Genomic DNA, 14,023 nt, shown 5'->3' with positions numbered 1-14,023 from the left:
TAAACCCTAAGCTGATCAATTGAAAAACTCAATAAGCTGATCGTGCAATAAATGTGACTCCAGCAGTTGCCCTTCTTTGAGCATCAACACTTCATCCGCGCAATCAAAATAAGATTCGTCGTGGGTGATGGCGAAAACAGTTTTACCTCTGGCCTTGAGTTCTGGCAATAGTTTCTTATAAAAGATCTTTTTATAATGTGGATCAAGTCCGGCAGCCCACTCATCAAAAAGGTAGATAGGCTTGTCTTCCAGGTAGGATATCAAAAGACCCAAACGCTTCCGCTGACCAGTAGAAAGATTCGTGGTAGTGAGTTTCTGGTCTACTATTTTCACCTTTTTGTCCAGTTCCAGTAATTTCAGATATTCCTGAGCTTTGCTGTCTATCACTTCTTGTGAAATATGAATCACACTCTCAAATAGATAAAAATCTGAAAACACCACACTGAACTGATCGCGAAAGTCCTCCACGTTGGCTTCATCGACCGTATTCCCAAAGTGCTGCACCACACCCGATTCCGGAGGGTAAAGTCCACATAAAACCTTAGCAAGGGTACTTTTACCACTTCCGTTGCCACCAATTAGAAAAGTGATTTGTCCCTGCTGTATATCGAGGTTGACCGGCCCAAGTTTGAAGACTTTGTCTTCATCCTGCTGGTAGTAGCTATAGCTGGCATTCTGTAGTGATATGATTGGTTTTGTAGCCACCCGTTCAAAGGATTTTGGGGAAAGAATGCCTTTAAGTGTGTTATTGTCTAAATCCAACCCTATTCCTTCTATTTGCTCCATGGCAATGTTCAGGCGTTGGAATTCTGGAATGACGCGGGTGAGTCTGGTGAGGGGAGCAATGATGAAAATGGTTACTGTGAGAAAACTAACCATTACTTCGTATGTGGTGAGTCCTGTTTCTCTAATCAGAATGAGAATTCCACCTATCCCGAGGAATAATATCACTTCACCCCACCGGGAGAATACTTCTATGGTCGTTTTGCCTTTTACCTGGTGGTCTTTCTGAGCCTCTGTGATGGGGCGTATTATCTGGTTGGTATAGAGGTTTCGAAACTTTTTGTTCATGGTCAGTTCCTTCAAACCGTAAATCAGGCCCTCAAAATGTCCAAACAGTTCGTTCTGAAAGTTCCTATTTTGCCGCATTCTGACACCATACGCGTTTAGTGGTAGTCTGTACAAAAGGAATGTTAGTAGGAATATCATCAAAAAGAGTCCAAAGAGCTGCCAGGAGATAAACAGCATATAGGAAAAGCAACCTAAGACTGTGGTGAATGCAGTGAGCATAGAAGGAAGTTTCACTATCACTACTGAAATGGTATTGATATCATCTGTCAGGATAGTAAACAGGCGCTTGGTCTCATATTCTAGTTTATGAAAGGAAGCCTCTAAAATTTTATTACTTAGGGTGAGTCTCATATTCTGAATAGCCGTCTGCCCTAGGAGGGTGATCAGGTATGCTCCAAGTATTCCGGTAACCACATAGACCACCAGGACAGATAAAAATTGAGCAATGAGCACTTCGGGTTCGGCCATCTGGGTTTTGATGGCCTGATTGAGAATGTAAATCACAGCGGCAAGAGCAGATCCGGAAATGAAACTGACGAGCGTGGCGATCAAGAATCTCCAGGGTGAGGACTTAAACAGTATTAGAATGACCTTCATATGATTTTCAAATCTAAATAAGCGGCAAAGTTAAAAACTTGAGCTTTAAGTCAGAGTGAATTGGTAGTAATACATTTTTATGCTTCACTTGCACTATTAGCCTTGATTACCTCGCTTTCGAGATAGGTAAAAACGCTTTCCGTTGCTCTCTTCAATATATCTTGCTTTCCAAATTCGTTTAAAAATTTTGAGGAAGCACCCCAATGAATAACATAGGTGTCATCATCGATCATATATTCAGCTACAGGTCTTACGTTTTTGCGCTTTTTGAAAAAATGCTCTGATATCAGCGGGCCGTAGGGATAGAAGTACCTCGGGGCATAAGTATTTAGGTCGCCCTTAACATATGTCCTGGATACACGCTGAAGGAGAAAAGGCCCAAGCCTTAAAGACTTGATAATTTCATTTTTGTCCATTTTTGAGATGTAGTCGAAACACTCAAAAAGGTAATTGTGCTTGGCAGTAAATCCAAGGACAGCATTGTTCTCTGATGCTGAGCTTAAGAAAGCATAAAGTGGATTTAATCGATACCCAAAAGGCAATTGAATCGCAATAAACCTTACGATTTCTAAAATCGGGCCCCAAAAGATTCGATGAAACAGTTGTTCTCTTTTAGCGATGGGCCAGGCGGCATTTTCCTTGCCAATAAAGCCAGAGTTGGCATCTAGTAGAGGCTTCAGGTCTTTTAATACGATGGTGTCGGCATCTAAATATACCCCACCGTGCAGATACAAAATCAAATATCGAAGGAGGTTTGAACGTGACCGCTCCACTGGTTTTGTAGGTTGTTTTTTAGCCGTGTTACTTTTTACCCCTACAATGTCGAAGTTATCGGTGATGACTTTCTTAACCGTTTCATCTTCTATCTGATCTACAAAGTGGCGGAGGTCAATTTTACGAATCGAAAAATGCTTATTTTTTTTCAGTGTATCAATTTCTGGCGAGGGATTGTTATCCTGATCTACCCAAAGTGTGACCTTTGCACCTTTGCATCGTAGCAAAACAGATTGGATAGCTACAATCAGAAAGAATGGTTCTTTGGGGCCCATCCAAATAAAATGGAAGTGATTGGGTATCTGTGTAGCTTTTTTGCTCATGCGAAATGCAATGTTAGTAAATGTTTGGGAGCACTATCTCTTGAATGAAAACCACTCCTCCTGGAAATGCCGGTAAATGGTCGAGTTATTATCGCCCGATTTGTTTTCTTTTCGGTGGAGGGTCTCACTAAACAAAAGGTGTGAAGGCACTTTCATTCTGGCATATCGAAACGTGGCCGGGATTACATAAATAGGAATATTGTTTTGAGCCAGGTGACCACTCACCCAGATGTCATCTACAAAAAATGCCTCTTTGGGTGCTTTATCATATGAGAAGACATTTTCGGTAAAAAAGACTGACTTCACGGCAAATGTAGAGGCCCCCTGAACACAATCTACCTGAGTCGGTTCTTCAACTTTGGAAGCGGTCTTCGGAATGCTTCCGATAGCTCCATATCGGATCTCTTTGTGAGAATGGTTAAAATCCCGTGGAGCATTCCACCCGACGAGGGCCATTACGGAGTCCTTGAAGCCGAATTGGTGGTTTAAATAGTTGTCAAAGAGTTTACGGGGATAGATTTCATCATCATCACCTACGACGATTAGCGTTTCTGTATCTTTTAGCAGTTTCAATGTAGGCAGCAGTTTGGTGGCCGGCCCCAGGTCATGTTCAATCTCATTGATCTGAATGTAGGGACACGTTTTAAGAAAGTGTGGGATTTTATAAACCCGTTGTTCACGTTTGGAAAATCTAGGGATATTCAGAATAACCTTGTCTGGCCGCACTTTTTGATCAAATAGCGATGCCACTGTCGGTTTGATGTTTTGGATGCGACTGGGTAGTGTGGTGAATGAGAAAACTATACCATGATCCTCACCTTCTTTTTTCTTTTTAGGAATGAAAAGCCCGGGAAACAGGATTAATTTGACATACCTAATGATCTCAGTGACTTTGCTCATGTATTGACTTTTGTTTTTTCAAAGATCATGAAAAAGGCTCCTGAATGAAAGAATCTGGTTCTTAGTTATTGCTTTCATACTAGCTTTGTTACAGATGATTGGTTCCGGTATGGCAGAAGATAAATTGGTAATAATTGGTTTTAAAAGCCGTGAAGGCGCAAATCAGCAACTTGAGGCACAGTTTGTGGACAAAGGCTTTGACTTCAGGTGGGTAGATTCGGTGTTAGAAAAGCATGAAAAACTCCCTACCCTTATCAGAGAGTTAATAGGCCTTGATTCAAATGTCCTCGTTTTGTGGGATACTACTCGGGTTTTCTTAAGTGCCAATTTTGCAGCAAAGCTTGATCAGGTATCAAAAAATAGTGTGCTTTTTCCCGCTTCTTCACACCTCCGGTTTGACAACCCGAACCTCTATTACTTCTATTGGAAGCACTACCCAAGGCCCTATAAACGATATAATTTTATCGATACCTCTGCTTTCTGTGGGCCTTCGAAAGGTCTCGCCAACCTTTTGCAAAGTGCAGCAGGCAGGTATCCTGATGAGACTTCTTTGAATGTGATCATGAATCGATTCTATGCAGACTCTTATAATGGGTGTTTTACCCTAGATGAGGACTTGGTTTTGGATCATGAGCAAGAGTTTTTTGCAGTCACTCAGCGCTCGTCCAAGCCAAAACTGACACGGGGCTGGATGTATGAGCTTTTGTATCAAAATCAGGAGAGGAGGGTGCTGAAAGACCATAACCTGGAGGTTGCTTTGCAGCACCCGCTGAATGTGCTAACTGACAATGGCTCTTACTATCAGGTAATCACCAAAAAAAGGCCCGCATTTTTGATTACCGAGCCACAATCCGACTCGGTGGGTTCTCTGGATGCTTCTATCAAAAATGAGATAGGAAGGGAGACACGGAAGCTGTTCTTTCAGGTCAATAAGAAAAACAAATGGACCCACAGGTTCAGTGAATTGTTTCGCTTTAGGGTGAACAGGGCCAGCCAAGTGACGGAGGCCACAGAGCGAATCGTTAAGCGGCTGGAGGAACGAAAGCCCTTGAGTTTCGCGCATTATAATGATGGTGAGCTTTCATTTATCAGGGACTACCTCAAAGAAAACCACCACAATGAGTGGTATGGTCGGAAGCAGCAGCAGTATGATCCTGACCTGGCGCGAAGGTTATATGAAGCTATGCGTTTTCAGAAAGAAGGATATTTTGTGGGTGTGCCATGTTCTGTGCATCATCGGCGGCTGAGGAAACTTGCAGACAAAATAGTCGGAGATTATGAGTACAAAGTACAGGCCATGGCTATTCATCACAATTTGGCCTTAATGCCACGACTACTGGAAGCTCTCAAAGGCCGGGAAGTATACTTCTTTACCAATGAGTACCAGGACCTATCCTTTTTTGCCCACATTGGGGTTACTTTAGATCCAGCCAGGGTAATCGAGGTGCCCTTTCGTAATTCTTATTTGGAATACGATAAATATAAAAACATGGAATTCCCCGAGGGAGCAGTGGTGGTGCTCACCTGTGGTATGCTTGCGAAAATACTGACGAAAGTGTGGTATGAAACCCATGAGTCTTTAACTGTTCTGGCATTGGGCTCCAGCCTGGATGACCATATACAGAAAAAGAATATCAAATTTGAGCTGTACCCCAGGGAAATACCTTTGGCAGTACGTGGAGGAAGGCCATTTCTTTTTGGTTATAAGGCCACTTGCAAAGAATGCTTTAATCTCAAATATTAATCCCGTATCAGGCTGTCCATTTCAGAGATGAAATGATCAATTTTTTCAGCTACAAGCACGGAGGCCATGGATTCTGAAAGAATCAAGGAATCAATTTCGTAATAAATGTGCCGCTCCAGATCCATGTTGGGAAGGTCGGAATACTGAGAGGCACTCTTCAGATGCATTTGTGCATATTTGAGCGCTACCTTAGCCTGATCAGGACGGTTACTTTCAGCATAGCGTTCTGAAATGCGAAGTTCAGCAAGTGTGAGGGCATTCAGAGCAAATTCAAAAGCCTTGTTGAGATCTGACGAAACCAGGGAGTCTCTGGCAATTTCTTCGTAGATCATTTCCAGGTGAACGATGGCTTCATCTACTTTTTGTTGGCTGTTCACATCTATATCCGTTTCGATTTTTTTGATCGATTCAATGGCTTTATCGAGGTGGTAAAGGCTCCGTTCTGCCAGCTCTTCTTTAGCATAGTGGCGTACATTGCTGAGATAGAGGTCTGGTTCCGCGGATGTCTCATTCAATGAAGGGTGATCCGGGTTGGTCTGTGTGAAAAGCCCTGCTACAAACAAGACACTCAGAAGAAAAATAAGTGTACCGACGTATTGAAAAACCTTACCTGACATTGTGAAAAGGGTTTGATTGGCGTTGGTTTAAGTTAACGGAAATGAATCGAAGATGGGCAGTTTTTTGGGCTAAATATTAGTTCTCTCAAGAAGGAAGGGATCATAAGATCATCTCTCCTGTTTGTTTTGTGTTCGTCGCTTTATCTCCGATCATCATGTGCCTGCTCTTTTAGATTTCTTTGTGTGTAAAGGCTCACAAATACCCGTCAGTTCAATAGATTTGCTTGTTTGAGGTTCTATCAACTGAGAGATGAATTCTAGGAAGGTGCACTTATTCTTGGCTTTTTTTATACTCTGTTTTGCGGGTAAGGTATATAGTCAATCAAGTCCTGGTTTTTTTCTGACATTTGGTAGACATCAAAGCACCACATTTCATTCGTGTGTAGGGTTCAAAGGTGAGCTTGGCTGGCAGACAAGAAAGGCCAATGCTGAAAATCAGTTATTACATTATCCGGCCTTTGGTTTTGGATATAGTTCCTTCAGGTTTCCGAAAAACAGGAAGCTCGGCAGCCCATTCGCTTTGTATTCCTTTCTGGATGCGCCATTTGTTCGAAACGAAAAGTTTTCCATCAAGTACAGGTTTGGCTTGGGGCTATCTCTCAATTGGAACCCGGAACACCCTCTCCTAAATCGAGAGAATAATTTTATTGGATCGTCACGAAACTTATACATCAACTCAGGTATTTTGCTGGAATACAACCTGCTCCGCAGTACCACGCTGAATTTTGAGCTGGGATCTTCGCATTTCTCCAATGGCCACCGGTCAGCGCCCAACAGAGGAGTCAATCTGTTTACAGGTTCATTGGGTGTGCGGTATCATTTTCAGGACTATCAAAGTTTGGCCACCCGTACAATGGGGGAAATTCTGGAATTTGACAAACGCAATGAATTGTATTTTACTTTTGGAACTGGTGTAAGGCAACAAACTTTTGGCTACTTTGAGCTGGATGAAAAGGGGGCTTTTGTTAGTAAGAATTATCGTTTTTACAACTTATCAGTCGCTTTTCAGCGTCAATCTGGCTACTTAATAAAATGGGGTGGGGGAATTGATCTGATGAGTAATGGATCAGCCAATGCCAGACTGGAGCAACTTCAGAATGGTAGCTGGAAGAAATTGGAAGTCCCCCAGAGCGAAAAAATTCAAGTGGGCATATTTGGTTCATTGGAGTGGGTGATGCATGATTTCTCCATATTAATCCAACCTGGCTACAGGATTATCGATCAGGAAAAGATCCAAAGCGTGATCAGATTTTATCAGCACGTGGGAGTCAAGTATCATATACAGGATTTTATTTTTGGAATTGGAATTCGATCGGTCAAATTTTCCGAATCTGAATACGTGGAGCTAAACCTTGGCTATAGATTGATTTGGTATGATAAATAAAGGAGTGCTGACTGTTTTGGTTTATTTCATGATCACTGTCTTTACTGGAGCATGGGCTCAGAATTCTGGTTTTTCTGTGGAGCTTTCAGGTGGAGCTGGCATGGGCTGGTCGGAGATAGAGGAGACCTTTATCAAAGGGGCAGAGAACAGGACTTACATCCTATCAGAAGGTGCGGGTGTCAGCTCGAAGAGCCTGGGAGTGTTAGTGGGTAGAGCGCTGGGGCACGGTGTGTTTACGTTCCTGGCCGGGGTGGAAGTGCAGCAAACCGGAGGTAAGTATATTTTTTTAAGGGGTCGTTTCTTCTGGAACACCGATAAAGGTGAGTGGGATATAGCGTCTGGAGAAATCCGTGATGTGAATCAGAATCTCCTCAGACTTCAATTTCCTGTGGTTATTCGGGCGGATGTTGGTTCCGGTTTTCAGCTTTCTTTCTCGGCTTTCCCTTCATTCAGCACCAAACAAAATGACAAGGCATGGGTCAGTGCCAGCGAGTTATCTCCCGAGTTTCGTATTGAGGAAGATTTTGGGATTAACGGGAGGTTTAGTCTGGGGTTGATTAAAACACTTAATTCACAGCTCGGGTTGTCGGTATCCTGGGCCGGGGATTTTCCAAAGCGTGAATTTATGAAATTTGATGGGGACGTAGTTACCGTGTCTCCGGCGTATCAAAGCATTCAGTTAAATCTTCACATCAACTGCGCTGCCTTTTGGTGATGTTTTCAACAGCAGAATCACGCGTATAAACAAAAAGCCCGCTGACTTTACGTCAGCGGGCTTTTGTTCGTCGGGGCGGCAGGATTCGAACCTGCGACCCCCTGGTCCCAAACCAGGTACACTACCGGACTGTGCTACGCCCCGAACTATTTTGCTCTGATTTCTTGACTAGAAATTGCTTCCCTGCTCAAAATCAGGATGCAAATATAGAATTTTTTACCTCCATTAAAAGGGATGCCTGAAAAAAATGTTCTTTAATTCGGGAAAGCCACGAGGCTATACCTTTTTCTATTTGTGAGGTTACTTTTTAGAGATGAGATGTATTAAAAAAGGTATAAAAAATCTTGTTATTATTATATAAATAAACCAGCTATGTCATTTTTCACACGTATACTTATTGCAGTCATTTGCCTGACTATTTTGGCATCACTTAGTTCCTGCACGGCCACAAATGCCAAAAACTATTCATGGACGGATCTCCAGCATTCGAGAGATTTGGACAAGAAAAAGGGGAAACAGTCAAAAAAGTACCAGCGATCGTTTGTCAAAGCCCATGACTATTGATTTAAAAATTTGCAACACTATTGCATAAGACTTACTTTTGCAATAGAATGAAATATAGTGAACTCAAGCAAATTCTAAAAAATCACAAACTCCGGGTCACAGACTCGAGGATGGACGTTCTGGAGCACTTTCTTACGCATAAGAAGGCCCTTTCCTTCAAGGATCTGGAAGAGAAATTTTCAACTTACGATCGGGTAACGCTTTACCGTACACTGAATTCCTTTACGGAAAACGGAGTTTTACACAAAATTCCTGATGACAGTGGTTTTGCCACTTTCGGGGTGTGCTATGATACCTGTAGCTCCGACCACCATCATCACAATCACATGCATTTCAAGTGTAATGAGTGCGGGAAAATCGAGTGTGTGGAGGAGCATTTGCCCGTCATAGACCTGCCAGGCTACCAGATACAGGAGGCAAATCTCATTTTGAACGGCATATGCAAGTCCTGCGGTGAGGCTTAAGTTGTTAATTATTCTCGCTTTTGGGATTCATCTGTCTTCCTGGGCTCAAGACATATGTGCAAATGAGATACAGGGTCTGGTACTGGACCTGGATACCCGTGAGCCTATTCCATACGTGACTGTCATCGTGGAGGAGGAGCGAAGCAAAGGCGCCATTACAGATGCCCAGGGTATATTCAAGATTGAGGGCTTATGCCAGAAGGAATTCACGCTGGTGGTCTCCCATATAGGGTATAAGGAAGCCAGGCACCATCACGATAGTTATCATGACCACCCCACCATTTTGCTGGCATCAGACGATCACTTGCTTGAAAGTGTGGTGGTGGAGGGGGTATATAACCAGTCGAGCTTACAAACCATAAGCATTGATAAGCTTTCTAATGAAGCGTTCAGCGCCGCTCAGTCAGAATCTTTGGGGGAGTTGGCCGGGCGAATCACAGGAATCAGCACCATGAGTACCGGACAAAATGTGGTGAAACCGATCATACACGGCTTGCACAGCAACCGGGTACTGATTGTTAACAATGGGGTACGGCACGAGTTTCAGAACTGGGGCATAGAACATGCCCCGGAGATTGACCCTTCACTGGCAGGTTCGGTGGAGGTAGTGAAGGGGGCGGCAACTGTGCGATATGGCCCCGATGCGCTGGGTGGTGTGATCCTTATCAATCCCCCCAAACTGGAACTGGGTGCGGGTTTGGAAGGTACGGCGGGAGTGGTCGCCAAGAGTAATGGCAGCTCAGGAGAAGCAGATCTACAACTGAGTTACGGAAGTGATAACCTGGTAGTGGGTGTGAGTGGAGCCATGGTGGGACAGGGCGACCTGCAATCTCCTGATTATGTATTGACAAATACGGGTAAGCAGGAATACAGCTACACATCGTCATTGCGATATCACAGACATAGCTTTGATCTGGAGGGCTATTATAGCCACTTCTACCAGAACCTGGGAATTCTCAGGGGGTCAGTCAATGGAAGCCTCGAGGATTTGGCCAATGCCATGGAGAGCGAGATTCCTCCGGGCACCGGTCCGTTTTCATACGACCTCAATAACCCAAGGCAGGAGGTGACGCACGATTTGATGAAACTCAAAGGGATCTATGTCTGGGACAATCAGGATATTTCTTTCCAATATGCTTATCAGCTCAATCACCGTCAGGAATATGACGTACGCAAGGGTACCAATAACGAGATCCCATCTGTAGATCTGAAATTGGCTACTCAAACGTTTGATGTAGACTGGAACCACCCTGACCTTGGCAGAGTGAATGGAAACATGGGTTTGCAATGGCTTTATCAGGATAACAACAATGTTCCGGGCACCAATACCGTCCCTTTTGTGCCTAATTACAATGTTTTGCGGGCAGGATTTTTTGCAGTGGAACGTTTGCTGGCCGGCAACACCACTTATGAGTTGGGACTCAGGTATGATTTTCAATATAATTCGGTGCGCGGGCGGGCACCCAGTAATGAAATTTACTCCAATGAGCTGACGTACTCGCAGCTGACAGGTTCCGCTGGCTTGAAACAGGTCTTTAAAGACCGCCTAAGTTTCAGGTCGAACCTTGGTCTGGCCTGGAGGCCACCGAATGTTTCAGAATTGTACATATTCGGAAAGCACCAGGCCTCGATAGAGTATGGTCTGTGGCGATATGCCTATGATGAAGAGGGGCAGATATCCGTCAGTGGGGTATTGTCTGAAGAGGATAAGTATGTGAATCCCGAAGTAGGCATTAAGTGGATCAATACCCTGGAAGGAGAAGGGGATGGGAATCACTGGGAGCTCACCGCCTATGCCAATATGATCCGAAACTATATATATACCCGACCGGCCGGCATCACCAATACGGTACGGGGCGCCTTTCCGTATTTTATCTACGACCAGGGAGATGCGCTGTTTTGGGGATTAGATGCCGCTTATCGACTGGAGCTGACTCAGTATTGGAAGTTAGAAACTAAGGCCAGTTATGTTTGGGCCATGAATTTGAAGGAGCAGGAAACGTTTATCAATATTCCCCCTGCCAGGGTTGATGCAGGATTGGATTATCATAGGAAGTCTGATTTTCTTTCCAGTTCTAGAGTGACTTTGGGGTTGGCTTATGTTTTCAGGTATTTTCAGGAACCGAGGGTAATTACTGTGCGGGAAATATTGGAGGCCGAATCTGAGGGCCAGGACCTTTTCGCCCGGAATAACGAAATGTTTGATTTCATGGCAGCCCCTGATGGTTATTTCCTGGCCAACCTTTCCTGGAGCGCAGCTGTGGGAAAATGGGAGTGGAGTGTACGTGTCACCAACTTACTGAACAGGCGATACAGGGTGTATACCGACAGGCTTCGGTACTTCGCTGACCAGACAGGCAGAAATGTCCAATTGTCTCTCAGGTATCGAATTTAATTTATGCAATAAAGTTGCATTTATCCGAAATGCGCAATATTATTGCCTAAGTAAATTAATCGAAAAAGCTATGTTTAAAAACAATTGGTTCATTGCCTGTGCCTTTCTTATTCCCGTCATATTGACAACCGGATGCTCTGACAAGGATGTGCCGGATGCTGAGAATGAAGAAGAAATTATTACCAAAGTACAACTCATTTTTTCTCCGGCGGAGGGAGCTCCCGTGGTGGTCACGGCGCTGGATCCGGACGGAGACGGACCGGAAGATATCGCCCCTTCAGGACCTGTTGTGTTGGCCAAGGGGACAGAATATGAGTTGTTCATTAAGCTGGAAAATACCATCAGCAATGAAGATATTACCGAGGAGGTAGAAGCTGAGGGGGATGAGCATTTGTTCTTTTTTGGCTTCTCAGAGGGGATTTTTAATAGCCCGGCGGGAAATGGTAACGTAGATAGCCGAGCAGATGTGGTCAATTACCTGGACAAGGATGTTAATAACCTTCCGGTTGGTTTAATTACCGCATGGATTACCGGAGAGGCAGGGTCAGGTACGTTTCGAGTGATGCTGAAGCATCAGCCCGGAATAAAGTCAACTACCTCGGAGTCCACAGATGGCGAATCTGATGTTGACATTACCTGGACACTAAACATTCAGGATTGATCAGGCCTGATGATCTTGAGCTGGTCGGGTAGCACCCGGATGTGAAGGTCTGTAAGCTCACCAATGTATTCTCCATCCGACTGGAAATCAACCGGTGTGTTTGCTTTGATCTTCACTTCCTGATAGGAATGAATCTCAAAAAGATCAGAGTTCTTATCAGGCTGGTTTTGAAGGAAGAGGTTGTTGATTATGAGCTCTGCTGAAAGCGGCTTCATCACGCAGAGCTCTGCTTGATGATCATTAAATTGACCTGTCGGGTTTATTTCATACCCCGTGCCGTACATTCTGGTATTGGCAATCACCAGAAAGTTTGTTTCAAAGTGTTTTTCACTGTTTTCAGAGGTAATTGTTACCTCAAAATGACGATCAAGCGTAGGGAGCTCCTGCAATGCGCTAATGGCATACCCCATAAAACCGCTTCGGTTTTCTTCTTCATAGCGCCTGACCAGAGAGGCATTGAGCCCCAGATCTGCCATATGCAGCATGAAGTACCTGTCGTTGATTAATACCACATCCAATAGACTGGTGTGTTGATGCAGGATGTTTTGCAGGGCATTGTTCATGGAGATACCAAACTCTCTCGCCAGTCCGTTGGCTGATCCTGATGGAATAATGCCAAGTGGTATGCCCGTGGAGAGGAGTAATGGCGCCACCATGTTAATGGTACCATCACCTCCGGCCACTACCACTATATCCGGACCATAGGAATCCAGTACACCTTTGATCGTAGCCATGTCGTTACTTCCGGTGGTTTGAAGTATTTGGAATGGCGTGTGGGGTGTCGAGAAATGCTCGGCTATTTCCCGAAGTAATTCATCTGCATTGCCTGATCCGGAGACAGGATTGATAACAAAAAGGTGCTTTTTCATCTTTCATGTTTAGAGTAATTGATTCTTCATGCGCAGTTCAGTCCCCTTCTTAAAAGTTTACCAAAGTTTTGCAAGTGACCATCTCACTATCGTGGTGGGGCATGTTTTGAGAAGCCCGTCTCGTCAACGCGATCGGCCAACGAAAAACCCGTTCAAGAATGCCCTGGAGATGTATCGTCGGTATCAAGTAAAACCATTGGCCGGCGAGAAAGTTTTTCTTAAATATGGTGGAGAGACTCTGGAAGTGATCACCGATAGAAAAGGCTTTTTTCAATTTGAATGGCCTACGCCAAGTGGTGTGAATACTTTGGAGATGACCGTAGCGCTCGCTGCTTTCCCTACAGAAAGTGAGTACCTGAAACTAGAGGTGAAGAGGCCCTCGGAGGTGGTGGTTTCCGATATTGATGATACCATTTTGGTTTCTCACTCCACCAGCCTGGCCCGGAAGCTCTACCTGCTGCTGACCAAGAATCACCAAAGCCGCCGTGCGTTTGATGGGGTAAAGGATTTTTATGATTCACTAAGTGAGAGTAAAGCAGGCCTTCTGTTTTTTTACGTGAGTAGCAGTGAATGGAACCTCTATGACTTTCTGGAAAGCTTTGTGGCTGATAAGCAATTGCCAGGGGGGGTATTTTTACTTCAGGATATCAAGAGTGGAATTCTGGATCTTTTTCGCAGTGGTGGTGGTTCTCACTCACATAAAAAGTCGAAAATAGATACCCTGATGAAGGTGTATCCGGAGGCTGGATTTACACTTATTGGTGATAGTGGTCAGCAAGATCCGGACATATACCAGGCGGTTGCGTTTTCAAATCCGGATCGAATTTGTAAAATTTACATCCGCGATGTGCGAAAATCCCGTAGAAGCAAAGTGATACAAATGGCCAGCACGCTGAGAAAATCAGGTGTGGATATGGTGTTTTTTAGCGAATAATTTGAAATTAA

13 protein-coding genes and 1 tRNA gene are annotated in these 14,023 nt (G+C 44.2%); 8 read left to right on the top strand and 6 right to left on the bottom strand.

Features of this window, described 5'->3' with window-relative positions; genetic code table 11:
- Positions 1 to 15: 15 nt before the first annotated feature.
- From RIH33_RS05555 to RIH33_RS05545, 3 genes are all read right to left on the bottom strand, one after another.
- Positions 16 to 1,668: a cyclic peptide export ABC transporter gene (locus RIH33_RS05555; RefSeq protein WP_406650744.1), complete on the bottom strand. Its 1,653-nt coding sequence runs from the start codon at positions 1,666 to 1,668 to the stop codon at positions 16 to 18.
- Between the two features lie 77 nt (positions 1,669 to 1,745).
- Positions 1,746 to 2,765 (bottom strand): glycosyltransferase, encoded by a 1,020-nt coding sequence (locus RIH33_RS05550; RefSeq protein WP_406650745.1) that lies wholly within the window; start codon positions 2,763 to 2,765, stop codon positions 1,746 to 1,748.
- 33 nt (positions 2,766 to 2,798) lie between these two features.
- On the bottom strand, positions 2,799 to 3,665 hold the full coding sequence (locus tag RIH33_RS05545; RefSeq protein WP_406650746.1) for a hypothetical protein: 867 nt from the start codon (positions 3,663 to 3,665) through the stop codon (positions 2,799 to 2,801).
- Positions 3,666 to 3,774: 109 nt separating this feature from the next.
- On the opposite strand from RIH33_RS05545, the gene RIH33_RS05540 reads away from it, so the two are divergent.
- Positions 3,775 to 5,409, top strand: coding sequence for a hypothetical protein (locus tag RIH33_RS05540; RefSeq protein WP_406650747.1), 1,635 nt, complete (start codon positions 3,775 to 3,777; stop codon positions 5,407 to 5,409).
- Here the strand turns inward: RIH33_RS05540 and RIH33_RS05535 are convergent.
- The gene (locus RIH33_RS05535) at positions 5,406 to 6,026 is read right to left on the bottom strand and encodes a hypothetical protein (RefSeq protein WP_406650748.1); all 621 of its coding nucleotides are present in this window, start codon (positions 6,024 to 6,026) and stop codon (positions 5,406 to 5,408) included. The genes RIH33_RS05540 and RIH33_RS05535 overlap by 4 nt on opposite strands.
- A 250-nt stretch (positions 6,027 to 6,276) precedes the next feature.
- On the opposite strand from RIH33_RS05535, the gene RIH33_RS05530 reads away from it, so the two are divergent.
- Together RIH33_RS05530 and RIH33_RS05525 are read left to right on the top strand one after the other, a co-directional pair.
- Positions 6,277 to 7,410 (top strand): acyloxyacyl hydrolase, encoded by a 1,134-nt coding sequence (locus tag RIH33_RS05530; RefSeq protein WP_406650749.1) that lies wholly within the window; start codon positions 6,277 to 6,279, stop codon positions 7,408 to 7,410.
- Positions 7,400 to 8,125 (top strand): hypothetical protein, encoded by a 726-nt coding sequence (locus RIH33_RS05525; RefSeq protein WP_406650750.1) that lies wholly within the window; start codon positions 7,400 to 7,402, stop codon positions 8,123 to 8,125. Before RIH33_RS05530 ends, RIH33_RS05525 begins: the two co-directional genes overlap by 11 nt.
- A 70-nt stretch (positions 8,126 to 8,195) precedes the next feature.
- On the opposite strand, the gene RIH33_RS05520 is transcribed toward RIH33_RS05525, so the two are convergent.
- Positions 8,196 to 8,269, bottom strand: a tRNA-Pro gene (locus RIH33_RS05520).
- Between the two features lie 228 nt (positions 8,270 to 8,497).
- On the opposite strand from RIH33_RS05520, the gene RIH33_RS05515 reads away from it, so the two are divergent.
- The 4 genes from RIH33_RS05515 (at position 8,498) to RIH33_RS05500 (ending at position 12,209) form a co-directional block, all read left to right on the top strand.
- Positions 8,498 to 8,689, top strand: coding sequence for a hypothetical protein (locus RIH33_RS05515; RefSeq protein WP_406650751.1), 192 nt, complete (start codon positions 8,498 to 8,500; stop codon positions 8,687 to 8,689).
- A 47-nt stretch (positions 8,690 to 8,736) separates the two neighbouring features.
- Entirely contained in the window at positions 8,737 to 9,153 is a 417-nt protein-coding gene (locus RIH33_RS05510) for a Fur family transcriptional regulator (protein ID WP_406650752.1), read from the top strand.
- A 1-nt stretch (position 9,154) separates the two neighbouring features.
- On the top strand, positions 9,155 to 11,548 hold the full coding sequence (locus RIH33_RS05505) for a TonB-dependent receptor (protein WP_406650753.1): 2,394 nt from the start codon (positions 9,155 to 9,157) through the stop codon (positions 11,546 to 11,548).
- Positions 11,549 to 11,618: 70 nt separating this feature from the next.
- A complete protein-coding gene (locus RIH33_RS05500) occupies positions 11,619 to 12,209 on the top strand; it encodes a hypothetical protein (protein ID WP_406650754.1) in 591 nt (196 codons plus the stop codon).
- Here the strand turns inward: RIH33_RS05500 and RIH33_RS05495 are convergent.
- Entirely contained in the window at positions 12,200 to 13,078 is an 879-nt protein-coding gene (locus tag RIH33_RS05495) for a diacylglycerol/lipid kinase family protein (RefSeq protein ID WP_406650755.1), read from the bottom strand. The genes RIH33_RS05500 and RIH33_RS05495 overlap by 10 nt on opposite strands.
- A gap of 28 nt (positions 13,079 to 13,106) precedes the next feature.
- Here RIH33_RS05495 and RIH33_RS05490 point away from each other — a divergent pair, with 28 nt between their 5' ends.
- Entirely contained in the window at positions 13,107 to 14,012 is a 906-nt protein-coding gene (locus tag RIH33_RS05490) for a phosphatase domain-containing protein (RefSeq protein ID WP_406650756.1), read from the top strand.
- The last annotated feature ends 11 nt before the right edge of the window (positions 14,013 to 14,023 follow it).

It is taken from the genome of Marinoscillum sp., assembly GCF_040222955.1.
GTDB lineage: Bacteria > Bacteroidota > Bacteroidia > Cytophagales > Cyclobacteriaceae > Marinoscillum.
The sequence above is the reverse complement of the archived record's forward strand: the minus strand, read 5'-3'. Positions and strand labels throughout refer to the sequence as shown.